We start from the raw sequence: 16,290 nt of genomic DNA, 5'->3' as shown, positions 1-16,290 counted from the left end.
TTGAACCGGGGCGTAGTGTAGCAAATTAGCGTGTTGCCACGCCAGTGTGAAGTTACTCCACCGGTGGGTAACCGATGCGGTCAGATAAATAGCCGACACTGGTGGCGAAATAATATGAACGGTTCCAGTTCATTAGTGCTTTATAATTATCGTAGGCTAAATACATACGCCCATCGACATTATCTGGCATCACCATCGCCGCTGTGATATCACGCTGCGGTAAGTCGCTGCCATCCATGCGCCGCACACCGAGTGCTTGCCACTGCGCTAAACTGCGCTCGGACTCGCGCCAGTACTGCAACCATTGCTTATGGCTGCGGGTACCGCGCTGCAATATAGCGTTGCTGTCAAAATCCTCGGGTAATTTTACCTGTCGTCCCCAGGTCAGCGAGTCATTCCAACCCACGCTTTTTAAGTAATTGGCGATGGAGGCAAACGCATCTTCCTCGGTGGTCCAGATATCCTTGCGGCCATCGCCGTTGTAGTCTACGGCATAGGCATTAAAGGAGCTTGGCATAAACTGTGTTTGCCCCATAGCCCCGGCCCAAGAACCCTTGAAATGTTCAAGATCGATATGGCCGTCTTTAAGAATATCTAACGCCGCCCAAAGTTGGCGTTTATATAGCGCCTCGCGGCGGCCATCATAAGCCAGTGTCACTAAACTTGAGATCACTGGGTGGCCACCTTGAATACGACCAAAGTTACTTTCTAACCCCCACAACGCAACGATGAAGCGGGCTTGCACGCCAAATTTATCAGCCACTTCTTCCAGTGTATGTTTATGCTCTTTATAGAGTTTACGGGCGCGGTCTATTTTCCACTGAGGCACCCGTTTTGGTAGATAAGTCTCTAAGGTTTCTTTGACCTCAGGCTGGTTTTTATCGGCGCTGATCACCTTAGGCTTAAACTCTATAGTGGCGAACGCCGAATCAATTAAGGCTGCGTCATAGCCTTTTTCCAGCGCTTCGGAGCGCAGTTTTTTAACATAGGCGTCAAACTGCACCTGTTGTTGTTCAACACTTGCTACCTGCGAGTTTGCCAGAGACGGAAAAGTAATTGTTGCTGCGCCAGCCACACATAAGGTGGATAAGGCAACAGGCTTGAAGGCGCTGGCGATGTACTTGCTGATGGTGTTAATCACGCTCTACTCCATTTTGCTGTCTTAATTCGTCCAACATATTCTCAGTTGGCGGTGGTAGTTGCAAATAGAACCCGTTGTCGCTTAATTCAGCCTTAACCTTGTCAATATCAGCAAGCGCCAAGCGCTCTTTTGTTGCTAAATTAATCAACATCACAAATTCTGGCGACCCAAAACTGTCCATCAGCGGCTCAGGAACATCGTCAAAATGATCACGTTTGGGTACATATAAATAGGTATCTGCTTTTTTCTTGCTCTTGTATATGGCACACAGCATCTTAAGGCCTTTAAATTGTTGCGAAACACACCTTGACACTATACCATGAGAGCTAATCTATGTGGTAAGTTTAGTGGCCAAAGCTCAACGCTCATCACTGTTTGCGACTGCCAAGTTAAAAATGGCAGCGCCACAGATAAGCGATAACAAATAATTCGGCCACACGAATACGAGCGCTTATGTCGGAACAATTATTCGAATTAAAAGGGAATCTCTTCACGTTATCCGTGTTGCGGTTATTAACACCGGATCTTGCAGCCTTATCTGAACAGCTTGATGCTAAAATAGCGCAAGCTCCGAAGTTTTTCGCAGGCGCGCCCATCGTTATCAATCTTGAAGCAATCCAAGATGCAACGCTTGATTTCACCCAGCTAAGAGACACATTAAAACGCCTTGCTTTTAACCCAGTTGGGGTATGCAGTGGCAGTGACAGTCAACATAGCAGTGCGAAAGAAGCCGGCTTGTCGGTGCTTAACTACGCCAAAGACGCACAACAAAGCCAGCAAAAAGCCCCTTCTCCACAAGCTACAGCCAAAGTAGAAAATGAACCAACCTTGGTTGTAGAAGGCACCGTGCGTTCAGGTCAGCAGGTGTATGCTAAAGGACGTGATTTGATTGTCTTGGGCTCTGTCAGCCATGGCGCCGAGGTCATTGCTGACGGACATATTCATATTTATGGCACTTTGCGAGGCCGAGCTATTGCCGGTGCGCAAGGTGACGCAAACGCCACAATCTTCTGCCAAAAACTTGAAGCCGAACTTGTTTCAGTCAATGGCAGCTATTGGATCAGTGATTCGTTACAAGGGGACTTATGGGGCCAGCCAGCCCAAGTTCGCCAACGCGATGACTCACTTCATTTATCAGCTTTGGTTAAAGGATAAAACACATGGCAAAAATTATTGTCGTTACTTCAGGTAAAGGTGGCGTTGGTAAAACAACTTCAAGCGCCGCAATCGGCACAGGCCTTGCCCTTAAAGGCTTTAAAACGGCGATCATTGACTTTGACATTGGCCTGCGCAACCTTGATTTAATCATGGGCTGTGAGCGCCGCGTGGTCTATGATTTTGTTAATGTGATCAATGGTGAAGCAAACCTCAACCAAGCGCTTATTAAAGACAAGCGTGTTGATAAGCTGTTTTTGCTCCCCGCTTCGCAAACTCGCGACAAAGACGCGTTAACCAAAGAAGGTGTCGAAAAAGTCCTCAATGAAATGAAAGAGAGCTTTGACTATATTGTGTGTGATTCGCCAGCGGGTATTGAAGCCGGTGCGATGATGGCCCTATATTTTGCAGATGAAGCCATTGTGACCACCAACCCTGAGGTATCATCAGTACGCGATTCGGACCGTATCCTAGGTATTTTACAAAGCAAATCACGTCGTGCAGAGGAAGGTTTAGAGCCGGTAAAAGAGCATTTGCTGCTTACCCGTTATAACCCTGAGCGCGTACAAAAAGGTGAAATGCTTTCAGTTGAAGACGTTAACGAAATTTTGGCTATTGATTTGTTGGGTGTTATCCCAGAGTCACAAGCGGTGCTTAATGCCTCAAACCAAGGTCAGCCTGTGGTACTAGACGCTGAGTCGGATGCCGGTCAAGCCTATTTAGATGCCATCAACCGTCTACTCGGTGAGCAAATTGAATTCCGCTTCTTGGACGTTGAGAAGCGTGGTCTATTCAAACGGATTTTTGGAGGATAAGGTGTCATTACTAGATTATTTTCGTTCGCAGAAAAAATCCAGCGCATCGCTGGCTAAAGAGCGGCTGCAAATTATCGTCGCTCATGAGCGCTCACAGCGCGGCACGCCTGATTACTTGCCGCAGCTAAAACAAGACATCCTTGAAGTGATCCGTAAATACGTGGCCATTGATGCCGAAGCAGTGCAAGTGCAGCTAGAGCAAAATGAAGACGACTTAGCGGTATTAGAGCTCAATGTCACGCTACCTGATGACGAAAAATAACGTATCAGCGCAAATCACAAGAAAGAGGCTAAGTTAGCCTCTTTTTTTATCCTTGTCTCTTTTTGCACGCAGACTGACCCAGCTCCAGATAATCACTATCAGCAACAACAAAGGCCAAGGGATGAGTAACGCATGGCTGTATTGCGCGGCATTGATAAGCCCGACAATGATGATGCCCACACTCACTGCCAAGGCGATTATAAACGTAACCCATAAGCTGACTAAAAGGCGGTCCAACCGCTTAGAAAGGGTCGGTGCATTCTCGGCGCAGGCCATGAACATCATCGCCAACGCAGCAAAGAACCCAATAAATATTTGCCCAATAAGCAATACCACTAGCAACCACGTAGGCATAACGAACTCAGTTATCGTCATTGGTTGGAAGTGAGCACCCAATCAGCAAGTGCTTCGCGCACATAATCAAAACGCCAAGGCTGCAATAAATCAGGCGCTAATAACTGCTCGCGTTCATGCTCGTCGTACTTCCAATGCCAGCTGATAAGTTGATTAATTTGTTTTTTACTGGCAAATACGTCGGCAGGTATACCGGTTTGCTTGGCAACGGTGGCTATCTTTTGCTTAATATCTTTAGCCGTTTGTTTGTAGCCACGATAGTCCATTAACCGCGTTACGCGACTAGGAAGGCTCTGCTCAGGCACCGCTTTGCCCCGCTCGATGCAAGCGAGGATTTCTTTACCTGAACGATTCACTTCCATCGGCTCAACGCCAGGGATATTACGCATACTATTGAGTGAGCCAGGCCGACGCTTGGCGATCTCCACCATATTGGCTTCTTTCAACACGAAATTAAGCGCTAAATTCTTTTTTTGTGCCTTGTGTCGGCGCCACATGGCCAGCTCTTTTAGTATCGCGAGATCCCGTGGCGCTAACTGCCAAGCCCCTTTCACCTCGCGGTATAACTGCTCATCAGGTATTTGGTGGGCACGCTTTTTCGACAACAACTGCGACTCTGCAATCACTAAATCAAACCACCCCTGAGCCCTTATCTGTGTCACTAATTCGTTATAGCAAGGCAATAGATGCGCAACATCAGCGGCGGCGTAGGCTAATTGGCTTTCTCTTAACGGCCGCTGTAGCCAATTGGTTCGCGACTCGCTTTTATCAATCTCTATATTGAGACGTGAATTCACCATCGCCGCAAACCCTACGCAGTTCCCCTGCCCTAACAATTGCAATGCAAACTGGGTATCGAAAAGCGGCGCTGGCACAAAGCCGGCAAAGTTTTGGAAAACTTCGATGTCCTCAGAGGGGGAATGCAGCACTTTTAACACTTGTTCGCATTTAAGTAACTGCCAAAGTTGGGTGAAATCAAGAGGCTGTAACGGGTCAATAAGACCAAGATGTTGACCATCAAAAATTTGCAGGAGTGCGATTTCGGGATAAAGCGTGCGCCGACGCATAAATTCAGTGTCTATTGCCAAGGTCTCAGCCTGACTAATAGCATTGACAAAGCTATCTAGTTCAGCCTGTTCAGTGATTAACTGGTAATCCACTTGTACTCCTTAAAAAACAAACCGGCGATTGCCGGTTTGTTTACTTATTCTTATTCGTCTTTAAGTGCGCGTCTGAGTATTTTACCGACGTTGGTTTTCGGTAATTCCTCTCTAAACTCAACTAATTTAGGCACTTTGTAATTGGTCAGGTTTTCGCGGCAATGCTTAATGATGTCTTGCTCACTAATGGCTGCATCCTTTTTCACCACGAACAATTTAACTTGCTCACCACTGACATCATGAGGGACGCCTACAGCGGCGACTTCAAGCACGCCATCCATTGATGCGACCACTTCTTCTATTTCGTTCGGGAACACGTTAAAACCGGACACCAGAATCATATCCTTTTTCCGATCAACAATATAGAAAAAACCTTGGTCATCGTATGTAGCAATATCGCCGGTGGCAAACCAGCCGTCACGCAGGCACTCTGCGGTAGCATCAGGGCGGTTGTAGTAACCTTTCATTACCTGAGGGCCTTTAACCCAGAGTTCACCGGGCTCGCCAGCGGGTGCTTCTTGGCCATCTTCAAGCATCAATTTGATGTCTGTGCTCGGTGCCGGCAAACCGATAGAGCCGTTGTAACCTTCCAAGTCATATGGGCAAACTGTGACCAACGGCGCACACTCGGTAAGACCGTAGCCTTCCACCAAACGCGTACCGGTTACTTTCTGCCAGCGTTCAGCAACCGGACGCTGGACCGCCATACCACCACCGAGCGACATTTTTAAGTTGGAAAAGTCTACGTCGGCGAAACCATCGGTATTAAGAAGACCATTAAATAAGGTGTTTACCCCGGTCATAACGGTGAATTTATTGTCGTTCAACTCTTTTACAAAGCCTTTCATGTCGCGTGGGTTGGTAATGAGTAGATTCAACCCACCATACTTCATAAAGGTTAAGCAGTTCGCCGTCAGTGCAAAGATGTGATACAGCGGCAGCGCCGTAACCACGATTTCTTTGCCTTTATCTAAAATATTATCGAGACAACCGGATACCTGTTCTAAGTTGCCCACCATGTTACCGTGGGTAAGCATGGCGCCTTTAGACACCCCAGTTGTACCACCCGTGTATTGTAAAAACGCGAGGTCGTCTAAGGTAATCTCTGGGCGAGTATAACGGCTGGCGTCACCGTTTTTTAACACATCCGTGAAAGCAATGGGGTTTGGCAGCTCAAAGCTCGGTACCATCTTTTTGATATGCTTAACAACGAAGTTGACCAGATGCTTTTTAAGGCCGCCCACCATGTCACCCACTTGGGTTACCACTATGTGTTTAACATTGGTTTTACCCAGTGCTTTTTCCAAGGTGTGAGCAAAGTTGGCAAGAATAAAAATGGCATCCGCTTCGGAGTCATTTAGCTGATGCTCTAGTTCACGCGCAGTATAAAGAGGGTTAACGTTAACAACCACGCACCCTGCCCGTAAAATACCGAGTATGGATACCGGTGTTTGCAATAAGTTGGGCATCATTACTGCCACTTTTGCACCTGGCTTTAAGCCCAGATCATTATTTATGTAGGACGCAACTTTCTTAGTTGCTTGGTCTAGCTCAGCATAGCTTAGCGTAACCCCCATATTTTTGAATGCAGGTAGTTGGGCGTAATCCGCAAAACTTTTCTCGAATAATGACAGTAAAGAGTCGTAATGAGCGGGATCGATGGTCTCTGGGCAACCTTTTGGATATCGCTTTAGCCAGATTTTTTCCACACTAAGCTCCTATTAATTTGTTCTTATAATGATTTGTCTTAGCAGTCATAAGTTTGGCAAATAGTAAGCACGACACTTAACCAATGCCCATATAGTTCGCTGTAGAGTGATAAACATTGCCACGCTTTTAGCAGGCTTGAGAGTTCATCGCCACAACAGTACTAACCTTAATCTAAGTTGCTATCTTTCACAATTGAGCAATTGCTCTAAATTGCTTTGATATTCCCACATTTATCGCAAAGTTACAATTATTCTGCGCTATTTTGATGCAAGTGCGCACCAATAAGGCGCGCGCATTGTTTCGGGCTTTGCATATGGCAATGATGGCCACCATCGACTGTATGTGTAACTAAGTCGTTGTAGCACTTACTAAATTCCTGCTCATTTTGGTGCACCATGGAATAACCTTGCGCCCCCTTTATCAATAAGGTGGGTACTTTTATAGGTGTTAACAAAGCATGCGCTTGCGCTTTAGTGTAGCGAAAAGCGGAATAATGCTTTAATCGCGGATCTGTTGTTAACATCACACCTCGCTCTTTTTTAACAAAATTACGCGCCATTAGTTGCCGCGCGATATCAATATTGAAATCACTGACGGCCTCGCGGCGCTCACAGAGCTGTTCAGCACTTTCATAAATAGCCCCTTTCTTTGCGCGGGCTCGATGTTTAAGCGCCTGAATCAATAAATTTTTAGTGTCAGGCTCCTCTGCGGTGACCAGGCCCACCCCTTCAATGAGCGAAAGTGAGGTAATACGCTCTGGAAAACACGCACAGTACAATGAAGCCACCATAGCGCCAAGGGAGTGTCCGATGATGTGCACATATTTCGCCTTGCAACGCGTCACAAGTTGATGAAGGTCATCAACATAATCAATAAAATAATAATGTGCGTCTTGGCCTCGCCACTGCGATAAACCGTGTCCGGGCCAATCAATTGCATAAACCGGTAAATCCTTACCTAAGGCAGACATTAAAGGCAAAAAACTGTTGCTGTTGTCCTGCCATCCATGCACGGCGATCACCACGGTGTCAGTGTTATTTGCGATTGCCAACTCTGTGTTGCTTTGTCCTTGCAGCCGAAGATGGCGCAGTTTGACCGAAAAACTAGGCACTTGAACTCCTTTTTGCCGCATTGCGGTTTATTTATTGATTTGTGGGTTTAAAATGTTGCCAAGCCACAACAGGACTAAATTATGAAACGCACTCTAACATTCGCTTCGATGATCTGCGCAAGTTTTTTTGCCAACGCAGAGCAAACAGCACCTAAGAACATTATTTATATGATTGGCGATGGTATGGGCCCTGCCTACACCAGCGCTTATCGCTACTACGTTGATGATAAAAGCACTAAGGTGGTAGAGCCCACCGTATTCGATTCTATCCTCGTGGGCATGGCACACACCTATCCTGACGACGATACCATCGTCACTGACAGCGCGGCTGGCGCAACGGCTCTGTCCACTGCAACGAAGAGCTACAATGGCGCCATCGCTGTGGATACTCAAAAACATGATCTTAAAACGATGCTTGAGATAGCCAAAGAACGCAAAATGACGACCGCACTTGTCGCCACATCGCAAATCAACCATGCGACCCCCGCAAGCTTTGCTGCACATAACGAGTCTCGCCGTAACTACGATGACATAGCCAATGATTTCTTCGATAATAAAATCAATGGCGCTCTGCCAGTGGATTTAATGCTTGGTGGGGGTACACAGTACTTTATTCGCGAAGATAGAAACTTAGTGAATGAGTTTATCGCTCAAGGCTATCAATACAGCGATAACCTCAGTCAATTAGAGCAATTACAGCAAATTCCAGCCCTGGGTCTGTATGCCGCTAAAGGTTTGCCATTTGCCCTCGATGGAGAGAGTAAACGATTAACGAAAATGACCGATAAAGCACTGTCGCTACTCGCAGCCAATGAGAATCCGTTCTTTGTAATGATCGAAGGCAGTCAAATAGACTGGTGCGGCCATGCCAATGATATTGCTTGTGCGATGGCAGAAATGGACGATTTCGCCCATGCCATTGATAAAGCCAAAGCCTATGTTGATGCCCACCCAGACACACTGTTGGTGATCACAGCCGATCACTCCACCGGTGGCTTGACCATAGGTGCCAATGGCCAATACTTGTGGCATGCCGATGTGGTTAAAGGCGTTACGGCCACAGCGGGTGTCATTGCTGAGCGATTGCTGGCGAGCGACGATATGGCCACCGTATGGCAACAAACCACGGCATTGGAATTTACCGAAGCACGTAAGGTTTTACTTACCCAAGCGAAGAATGTGGGTGAAGATGCGCTGGTCATGACTGTTAAAAAGTTAATCAATGAAGCAAGTTTTACCGGATGGACCACCTCTGGTCATACTGCTATTGATGTTCCTGTGTTTGCCTATGGCAACGGCGCAGAACAATTTATAGGGTCGCAAAACAACACTGACATCGCACAAAAGCTAATTAACTTTATTAACAATAAATAACATTGTTGATCTTATTGTAATCATGCGTTAATGTTTTATTGCTTGTTAACATAGTTTAACAACCCTACTGAAAACTGAAGACTCAAAAGCCGCTCTTGGAGCGGCTTTTTTATTGCTTTAAATCACAGCTTAAGAGCTACTGTATCTGCGCATCGCCTGTTCAAGCGTGAGTGGCATGTCAAAATAATAGCCTTGCATCAGATTCACAGGGAGCGTTGCTATGTAGTCAACGTGAAATGGCGACTCCACCCCCTCAGCGACAACACTAAATCCTAACTTGTTACAAAGCTGTGACATATTTTCATATAAATAGGTGGCCTTGTCTTCGGCGTTAACCGGAAGCAAGCTGCGGTCAAACTTAATGGTATCGACATTAAGCTTACTTAAAATATTTAAACATGAGTAGCCGGTACCAAAATCATCTACCGCACATAAAATCTGAGCGGCGCGCAATTTATCGACAATTTCTTTGGTGCGTTCAAAATTGTTATTGTAGGACGACTCAAGAATCTCAACCTCAACTTGCCCAGGAAACTTAGAGAATGCCTTGAGCACGCGGCGGTAACGACGGTTAATCAAATTATCGGGAGAAATATTAAAGCTAATTTTAGGGTTCATCTGATGGCGCTGAAACTGCAATAAATCAAGCTCTAACTGGTCAATCACAAAGCTGTCCACCACATCCATCATCTCAAAGCGCTCGAGCACGTCAATAAACCACGGTGCTTTGATTTGACCGTCCGCTTGCTTTAAGCGTAGTAGCGCTTCGAAGCCAATGATTTTATGCGTGGTGTTATCGACTTTGGGCTGGTAGTACAAACACAGAGTGCCTTCTTTGAGGGCACTGATCACCTTATGTAGCTGGCGCTGGTCTGCAAACTGCGCGGTGTTGCGCTTTGCGAATTGCGCTTCGACGTGGCGCTCAAGTTGCCGTCCTGCGCTGACTCGTTTCACTAAAATATCGAGCTCACGCCCACTAATATTATGGGCACTATTAGCGCGTACAAAGGGTAAATAAACAAGTGTATTGATAGCCACCAATCCCGCTTGCAGTGCCACACCAATAAAGCCACCAGTTAATAAGTAGCCGCTCAATAGCACCGGAGTGAACCAGGGTATCGAATCAATATTGCTTAGGGGTAAAGCGCCGCTTTGTAGCAGCGCATAGGCAATAGCTGCATTTACCAATGGACAAAGTAAAAAAGGAATAATGAAAAATGGATTAAACACCACAGGCACTGCATACATCATTATTTCACTGATATTGAAAAATGAAAATGGCGCGCTTAGTTTAGCAATTTGGCTCTCATGGCTTTGTTTTCCTTGTAATAAACAAGCGATTAGCAGACCCCAAATGCCACCACTGCCACCTAAAGCTACAAAGGTCGATAAGAAGCTGTAGTTATCTAGGTCAGGCACCACTTCGTAACCTGTGAGTTCTGCTGAGGCAAGTATGTGATAAGTGTTATCGCCATGAATACCAAAGAGCCAAAACACGTGGCTAAATATAATTTGCGACATTAACTGCTGCCATTGGCTCCAATCGCTGTGACTTGCGCTTAACCACGACAAGCAAGCGGCCAATCCAGAGTCAAAATAAGGAAATAAAACAAAGGTTACAAAAACGGTCAGCACGTATGGCAGCATTAAATTGAGATGCTTGACCAAAAACAAGCTGACATTGCCCACGGACATAATTCTAAGCCAACGTAAGCTCAATGCAGAGCGCAACAGGTAGCAACAAAATATCGGCATAAGAATGGTGTACAGCACACCGGCGCGATTATTTATACCCACCCCACCGCTATCGAGCGCGTAGATATAGCCTGTAGCAACACAAAAACAAGTAAGCACTAAAATCGGTGCGGCGAAGGTATTTAACTTGAGGTTCTTCGCTAAATAGTAACTAAATGACAGCAATGTCGTTATCGGAAATAACGTCCATATTAGGTTATTAAAAGAATACAAATAGGCATAAGGGCCCTGTAAATGCTCGTAGCCAAGCCAGTGAGTCACCAAAGAAACTAGCGCCGCCATAATAAAGAATGGGATGAGGGCTATGTACCCTTCTCGCAGCGAGAGAATAACGGTGTTGGCCGCTAACTTGGCAGCGCCGCGAGCAAGTACATCAAATACGCGGTGAAGCACGAGTTAATCAACTTTTATTATTATTTTCTAAGAGCAGTTAAGTTAACGTTAATGAGAGGTAATGTCCATAATTTAAAAACGTCGCTCAGGTTATGCGTAGACACTCACGCTAAGCATGGACTGCACTTCTTGGCGACGCTCTAAAAACGCGTATTCTTTATACGTGGCAATCGCATTACTGGTGCGGGTATTGGCAGGTTGGTCGTAAATGGTCTGACGATATAAGGCATCCGCTAAGCGACGACCTTGGCTGGAGTCTTTAACAGACGACGCAGGCTGCTCTAGAGCCGGTTTTTCTTGAGCGCGCCCATCTCCGACAGGCTGTTGATTTCTTTTCAGTTCCAGCGCTGGGTTAGTCGTGAGTGAATTGACCGTACGTATCGTCATACCATTAATATATAAAAATCTAGCGACTTATTGAGTGTGATATAAACAGCGAGTTTGCGCAATGTTTATTCGCGTCCGGGTAATTTCTTCCACGTAACCGTGTCACGAACATACACCGGCTGCGCTTCACTGGCACTGTGCTGTTGGCCTTGTGCGAATTGCTCTGCCACCAGCGCCAGCATAAACTGACTATTCGGTAAGGTAATATGCTCATCAACGCTAATGCCGGCTACTGAGTGAGCTAAATCAGGGTAACTTTGCCACCCGGTGCCAACGGCAAGGGCCGCATCAAAAGGGACTGCGAGTGCTTCTGGCTTCACCACCTGCTGCGTGCCTACCAGCGTGGCAAGGCCATTGATATTCTCAAAAGCACCCACATAAAGCTCGCCCATACGCGCATCAATGGCCGACACTACTTGGTTTACACCACGTTGCTCTATGGCTTGCTGCGCCATCATGGCCAGCGAAGAGATACCGACAACGGGCTTTTGCGCTGAAAATGCGAGCCCTTGAGCCACCGAGACGCTGATGCGCACGCCGGTGAAGCTACCTGGCCCTTCGCAATAGCCGATAACGTCCACCTCTTTTAGCGCGCAATTGGCCTTGGCAAGTAGCGTGTCTATTTCAGTTAAAATACGTTGGCTGTGCTGCTGTGGACAGACATCAAAGAAACAATATTGCTGTCCTTGGTGGGTTAAGGCGATAGAAAGCGCTTCTGTGGAAGCATCGATGGCTAAAATGGTGTTGGTCATGGTTAATCTATTGCTGCTAAAAAGGCGTTTACTTCATTCATATCACGGCTACGACGCATATTCGGCAAGCTTTTTAGAAAGACTTGGCCGTAGTCGCGGGTGATCACTCTGTTATCACATAATACTAAAACACCGCGATCTTGGCTATCACGGATCAGCCGGCCAACCCCCTGCTTGAGCGCTATAACCGCTCTTGGCAGTTGAATCTGCGCAAACGGTTCGCCGCCACTTTGCTCACAGTCCTGCATTCTTGCTTGTAATAATGGGTCGTCGGGGGCCACAAAAGGCAGTTTATCTATCACCACGCAGCTCAGCGCGCTGCCACGCACATCTACCCCTTCCCAAAATGACGCGGTGCCCATTAATACCGCATTGCCATGACGAGTAAAGCGCTCAAGCAACAAGCGCTTGGACATTTGCCCTTGCACAAACACTGGATAGTCCATCTGTTGGCATAATACCTCAGCGACCATGTGCATGACACGATAGGAAGTAAAGAGCAAAAAACAGCGCCCTTTTGCGGCGCGGATAACTTGCTGACAAATGCCCACCAGCGCCCTTGGCATGGCATCGGAATTAGCCTCAGGTAGATAACGAGGTAAACAAAGCAGTGCCTGATGTTGATAGTCAAAAGGACTGGCCAGCATCAATGTACGCGAAGGAGATAAACCTAGCGCATCACTAAAGTGTTGTAAGCTGTCATTGACCGATAATGTCGCAGAAGTAAAGACGAAACCCGCCTCTCGCTCGCTGAGCATCTCTTTGAATTTGGCCGCTATGTTCAACGGGGTAATGTGAATGGTTAAATGGTAGCGAGTGGCTTCATACCAGTAACTATAGCCACGCACTGACACATCAAAAGCGCGATCGAGTTGGCCTTTCAATGTCATCAAGCGCTCTAACATCGGCTCCACCAATTCACTGCGCTCTAAGCATAACTTAAGCACTTGGTTTAAAAATGCTAAGTCTTTATTAACACGGTGAATCGCGTCACACAGGGCTTTATCAGTCAGCGCTTTTCGCCAGTCTCCGCGCCCGCCGTCACTGCCAAAGGCCAAACGCATGTCCTTGGTTGCCGATTCTAATTTGTCCAGCGTCTTTCCCAGTTGCAACATATCACGTAATTCACTGCGATAAAGCATTCGCGCGTCGGTGATAAAAGCGAGAATCTTCTTCGTCGATATTGTTTCGCCAAAGTAGTCACTGGCAATATCGGCCAATTGATGGGCCTCGTCAAAAATATAGCCATCGGCCCCAGGTAACAACTCGGCAAAACCACTGTCTTTCACCGCCATATCAGCAAAGAATAAGTGATGGTTAATGACGACGATATCGGCATCTGCGGCGCGTTGACGGGCTTTACGAATAAAACAACTGTCGAAATCAGGGCACTCGCGCCCAAGGCAGTTATCAGCAGTGGAAGTGACGTATGGCAGAACCTTGGCATCATCTTCGATGCCGACGCAATCGGCAATATCGCCACTGCGTGTTTGTGCTGCAAACTTTGCCACCATGGCTAACTGATGCATGATATCGGCGTCGTCACTTGGAACATGAGCAACATGTTGATTAAGGCGATAATGGCACACATAATTAGCGCGCCCTTTTAATAGAGCTTTCTTTTTAGCACTGCCCAACGCTTTGTAGACAGTAGGTAAATCGCGGTGATAGAGCTGTTCTTGTAACGCCTTTGAGCCCGTGGAGATAATATATTTGCCTTTGTTCACCAACGCAGGAAGCAAGTAAGCAAAGGTTTTACCGGTGCCGGTTTCTGCTTCAACAATCGCTTGTTGAGAATGCTTTAATGCCGAGTCACACACCTGCGCCATGTCTATTTGCGCTTGGCGAGGTTGGTAGCCTTTCAGTGCGAGAGCCAAAGGCCCGGTTTGCGAGAATAACTGCTCGATGGTCATGGATATTGCGCTCGGTGGACAGGCGCACATGATAACGAAAAAATCAGTTGCTACCAACAGGCCAATATTATGTTGTCATTTTGGCAACGCTCGGTTAATATTCTGGCGCTAAAACAACCCTCTAAAAGGACTTAACAATGAAACAATTAGTCGTTGTCTCTGCCGTTGTCGCCGCTGCACTTCTCAGTGGCTGTAAATCGACCCCACCGCGTGTTGCCCAAGATAAAACGGTTTCAGTAAACGGCACCGATTATGTATTCGGTGGCGTATACAATGTCGATAAAAATAAATTAGAGCTTAGTATTAATGGCGACCCAGCGATGAAGGGCAGTTTCCCTCCATATACGCCTACGTTGAATATGAGTACCAAGTACAAAGGCGAGGAGTTTTCCAGCTACTGCTACTTCGGTTCGGTACTTCAGGAGCAAGGCGGTGCTTTTGGCGCTATTGCCGGGGTGATCCAAGGCTCCAATAATAAATCGGGTGACAAGTGTGAGATTAAAGTAGCTGGTGAAATCAAAGAGCACCTTTACTTCTAAGCACTAGGCCCAGGTATCGAGGTGAGGCGATGAGTCCTTGCCTTTTTTCTTTTGCGTGTCTTCAACAAATGTTTCCTGCCCACGCGCTTCCTTGTCTTGTTTGCGCTCGTTGCGCACCTTCGCAACTTTGTTATCTTTAACACCGGCAACGTGAAAAGCGCCATTGTGGTGCACTTCTAGGCGCGTTATCCGCCCTAAAAAAGGGATCATAACATCCATACCGCTTTCCTTTTATCAACACTAACAAAGTAGTTGTACCTGTAGACTATTATCGGCCGTTATACCTTATACTTTAATTTTTGTAAAAAAGTAGTTGCACTGCTTATAAAAACTATGATTATCTATATGCGTAGTCAACAAACAACGCAAACACATTAAAGAGCATACGACCATGACAACGATTCTGACAACTATTCATCATCATCACCACAGCACCGAATAGCCTGTCAGGTCTTTCGCTGGGGGGTTATTCCTAAAAGGAACCTCTGGCGACGATATAGCAAGATTCATTTTCGCCCCGAGGTTTCCCCTCGGGGTTTTTAGTTTTATCTATTAAGGAAATGAATTATGAGCAACAACAAACGTTTACGTATCGCAATCCAAAAGTCAGGGCGTCTTTCCAAAGATTGCCAAAACCTGCTGAAGCAACTTGGCGTTAAACTTAATCTGCGTGAGCAGCGCTTAATTGCCCACGCCACCAACATGCCTATCGACGTGCTGCGGGTACGTGATGACGATATCCCTGGTTTAGTTATGGATGGCGTATGCGATTTGGGGATCGTAGGCGAGAACGTGCTCGAAGAGGTGCAAGCCGAACGCCGCAACAGCAGCGCCAGCTTTGCCGTTAAGAAACTAGCAAAATTAGACTTCGGTTACTGTCGTCTTGCGTTAGCCTGGCCCCAGGAGCTCGGCGCACAAGACAAGCAGTGGTTCAACGGCAAACGTATCGCCACCACCTACCCTGAAATTCTAAGCCAATATCTAGAGCGTGAGAACATTGATGCCAGTGTAGTTATGCTCACCGGCTCGGTCGAGGTTGCGCCGCGTGCTGGGCTGGCTGATGCCATCTGTGATTTGGTATCGACCGGTGCCACCCTAGAGGCCAACGGCCTGATGCAAGGGGACACTATTTTAGAGTCCAATGCCTGCCTAATCCAAAATCAAGAGCTCGCTGATGACGATAAGCTGGCGCTAATCGACAAGCTGATGCCGCGCCTACGCGGTGTCAAACAAGCGAAGGAAAGCAAATACATCATGATGCACGCGCCAAAGGCCAAACTTGATGATATCTGCGCTTTACTTCCGGGGACCGGACAACCCACCTTGCTTGCACTCGCTGGCAGCGATGATTACGTGGCCCTGCACATGGTTAGCAGCGAGACACTATTTTGGGAAACCATGGAGTCGCTCAAGGCGCTCGGCGCTAACTCTATCTTAGTCATGCCCATTGAAAAGATGATGGAGTAATT

17 protein-coding genes are annotated in these 16,290 nt (G+C 46.9%); 6 read left to right on the top strand and 11 right to left on the bottom strand.

What is annotated here, in order from left to right:
• Positions 1-52: 52 nt before the first annotated feature.
• Both MHM94_RS00800 and MHM94_RS00795 read right to left on the bottom strand, forming a co-directional pair.
• Positions 53-1,042 (bottom strand): lytic murein transglycosylase, encoded by a 990-nt coding sequence (locus tag MHM94_RS00800; RefSeq protein ID WP_235418790.1) that lies wholly within the window; start codon positions 1,040-1,042, stop codon positions 53-55.
• Between the two features lie 91 nt (positions 1,043-1,133).
• Complete coding sequence (locus MHM94_RS00795) at positions 1,134-1,415, bottom strand: YcgL domain-containing protein (protein ID WP_022946851.1); 282 nt, start codon at positions 1,413-1,415, stop codon at positions 1,134-1,136.
• A 179-nt stretch (positions 1,416-1,594) separates the two neighbouring features.
• Between MHM94_RS00795 and minC the strand changes: the two genes are divergently transcribed.
• Genes minC through minE form a run of 3 tightly spaced genes read left to right on the top strand, consistent with a single transcriptional unit; the run spans position 1,595 to position 3,373 of the window.
• Entirely contained in the window at positions 1,595-2,296 is a 702-nt protein-coding gene (gene minC / locus MHM94_RS00790; protein ID WP_235418326.1) for a septum site-determining protein MinC, read from the top strand.
• A gap of 5 nt (positions 2,297-2,301) precedes the next feature.
• Positions 2,302-3,111, top strand: coding sequence for a septum site-determining protein MinD (gene minD / locus MHM94_RS00785; protein WP_022946849.1), 810 nt, complete (start codon positions 2,302-2,304; stop codon positions 3,109-3,111).
• Position 3,112: 1 nt separating this feature from the next.
• Positions 3,113-3,373, top strand: a complete 261-nt coding sequence (gene minE / locus MHM94_RS00780; RefSeq protein ID WP_022946848.1) for a cell division topological specificity factor MinE — start codon at positions 3,113-3,115, stop codon at positions 3,371-3,373.
• 33 nt (positions 3,374-3,406) lie between these two features.
• On the opposite strand, the gene MHM94_RS00775 is transcribed toward minE, so the two are convergent.
• From MHM94_RS00775 to MHM94_RS00760, 4 genes are all read right to left on the bottom strand, one after another.
• The gene (locus MHM94_RS00775; RefSeq protein ID WP_235418324.1) at positions 3,407-3,727 is read right to left on the bottom strand and encodes a hypothetical protein; all 321 of its coding nucleotides are present in this window, start codon (positions 3,725-3,727) and stop codon (positions 3,407-3,409) included.
• Between the two features lie 17 nt (positions 3,728-3,744).
• Positions 3,745-4,887: a ribonuclease D gene (gene rnd / locus MHM94_RS00770; RefSeq protein WP_235418322.1), complete on the bottom strand. Its 1,143-nt coding sequence runs from the start codon at positions 4,885-4,887 to the stop codon at positions 3,745-3,747.
• Positions 4,888-4,937: 50 nt separating this feature from the next.
• Positions 4,938-6,596, bottom strand: a complete 1,659-nt coding sequence (fadD, locus tag MHM94_RS00765) for a long-chain-fatty-acid--CoA ligase FadD (protein WP_022946845.1) — start codon at positions 6,594-6,596, stop codon at positions 4,938-4,940.
• Positions 6,597-6,844: 248 nt separating this feature from the next.
• Complete coding sequence (locus tag MHM94_RS00760; protein WP_235418320.1) at positions 6,845-7,708, bottom strand: alpha/beta hydrolase; 864 nt, start codon at positions 7,706-7,708, stop codon at positions 6,845-6,847.
• A gap of 81 nt (positions 7,709-7,789) precedes the next feature.
• Here MHM94_RS00760 and MHM94_RS00755 point away from each other — a divergent pair, with 81 nt between their 5' ends.
• Positions 7,790-9,082 (top strand): alkaline phosphatase, encoded by a 1,293-nt coding sequence (locus tag MHM94_RS00755; protein ID WP_235418318.1) that lies wholly within the window; start codon positions 7,790-7,792, stop codon positions 9,080-9,082.
• Positions 9,083-9,211: 129 nt separating this feature from the next.
• Here MHM94_RS00755 and MHM94_RS00750 read toward each other — a convergent pair whose 3' ends face one another.
• From MHM94_RS00750 to MHM94_RS00735, 4 genes are all read right to left on the bottom strand, one after another.
• A complete protein-coding gene (locus MHM94_RS00750; RefSeq protein WP_235418317.1) occupies positions 9,212-11,230 on the bottom strand; it encodes an EAL domain-containing protein in 2,019 nt (672 codons plus the stop codon).
• A 90-nt stretch (positions 11,231-11,320) separates the two neighbouring features.
• A complete protein-coding gene (locus tag MHM94_RS00745; RefSeq protein ID WP_151174199.1) occupies positions 11,321-11,617 on the bottom strand; it encodes a hypothetical protein in 297 nt (98 codons plus the stop codon).
• Between the two features lie 65 nt (positions 11,618-11,682).
• Positions 11,683-12,369, bottom strand: a complete 687-nt coding sequence (tsaB, locus tag MHM94_RS00740) for a tRNA (adenosine(37)-N6)-threonylcarbamoyltransferase complex dimerization subunit type 1 TsaB (protein WP_151174198.1) — start codon at positions 12,367-12,369, stop codon at positions 11,683-11,685.
• A 2-nt stretch (positions 12,370-12,371) separates the two neighbouring features.
• Positions 12,372-14,288 (bottom strand): ATP-dependent DNA helicase, encoded by a 1,917-nt coding sequence (locus tag MHM94_RS00735; RefSeq protein WP_100229312.1) that lies wholly within the window; start codon positions 14,286-14,288, stop codon positions 12,372-12,374.
• Positions 14,289-14,419: 131 nt separating this feature from the next.
• Here MHM94_RS00735 and MHM94_RS00730 point away from each other — a divergent pair, with 131 nt between their 5' ends.
• Complete coding sequence (locus MHM94_RS00730) at positions 14,420-14,821, top strand: hypothetical protein (RefSeq protein WP_022946838.1); 402 nt, start codon at positions 14,420-14,422, stop codon at positions 14,819-14,821.
• Positions 14,822-14,824: 3 nt separating this feature from the next.
• On the opposite strand, the gene MHM94_RS00725 is transcribed toward MHM94_RS00730, so the two are convergent.
• Positions 14,825-15,040 (bottom strand): hypothetical protein, encoded by a 216-nt coding sequence (locus MHM94_RS00725; RefSeq protein ID WP_053909412.1) that lies wholly within the window; start codon positions 15,038-15,040, stop codon positions 14,825-14,827.
• Between the two features lie 348 nt (positions 15,041-15,388).
• Between MHM94_RS00725 and hisG the strand changes: the two genes are divergently transcribed.
• Complete coding sequence (gene hisG / locus MHM94_RS00720) at positions 15,389-16,288, top strand: ATP phosphoribosyltransferase (RefSeq protein WP_045979979.1); 900 nt, start codon at positions 15,389-15,391, stop codon at positions 16,286-16,288.
• The last annotated feature ends 2 nt before the right edge of the window (positions 16,289-16,290 follow it).

This window comes from Pseudoalteromonas sp. CNAT2-18.1, from assembly GCF_022347865.1.
GTDB lineage: Bacteria > Pseudomonadota > Gammaproteobacteria > Enterobacterales > Alteromonadaceae > Pseudoalteromonas > Pseudoalteromonas ruthenica.
Note: the sequence above shows the minus strand (reverse complement) of the source record. Positions and strands in the feature narration are given on the sequence as shown.

Excerpts from the sequence above, each read along its gene's own strand:
- MHM94_RS00795 (WP_022946851.1), bottom strand. The coding sequence starts at position 1,415 with ATGCTGTGTGCCATATACAAGAGCAAGAAAAAAGCAGATACCTATTTA.
- minC (WP_235418326.1), top strand. The coding sequence starts at position 1,595 with ATGTCGGAACAATTATTCGAATTAAAAGGGAATCTCTTCACGTTATCC.
- minD (WP_022946849.1), top strand. The coding sequence starts at position 2,302 with ATGGCAAAAATTATTGTCGTTACTTCAGGTAAAGGTGGCGTTGGTAAA.
- MHM94_RS00775 (WP_235418324.1), bottom strand. The coding sequence starts at position 3,727 with ATGCCTACGTGGTTGCTAGTGGTATTGCTTATTGGGCAAATATTTATT.
- MHM94_RS00755 (WP_235418318.1), top strand. The coding sequence starts at position 7,790 with ATGAAACGCACTCTAACATTCGCTTCGATGATCTGCGCAAGTTTTTTT.
- MHM94_RS00745 (WP_151174199.1), bottom strand. The coding sequence starts at position 11,617 with ATGACGATACGTACGGTCAATTCACTCACGACTAACCCAGCGCTGGAA.
- tsaB (WP_151174198.1), bottom strand. The coding sequence starts at position 12,369 with ATGACCAACACCATTTTAGCCATCGATGCTTCCACAGAAGCGCTTTCT.
- MHM94_RS00730 (WP_022946838.1), top strand. The coding sequence starts at position 14,420 with ATGAAACAATTAGTCGTTGTCTCTGCCGTTGTCGCCGCTGCACTTCTC.
- MHM94_RS00725 (WP_053909412.1), bottom strand. The coding sequence starts at position 15,040 with ATGGATGTTATGATCCCTTTTTTAGGGCGGATAACGCGCCTAGAAGTG.
- hisG (WP_045979979.1), top strand. The coding sequence starts at position 15,389 with ATGAGCAACAACAAACGTTTACGTATCGCAATCCAAAAGTCAGGGCGT.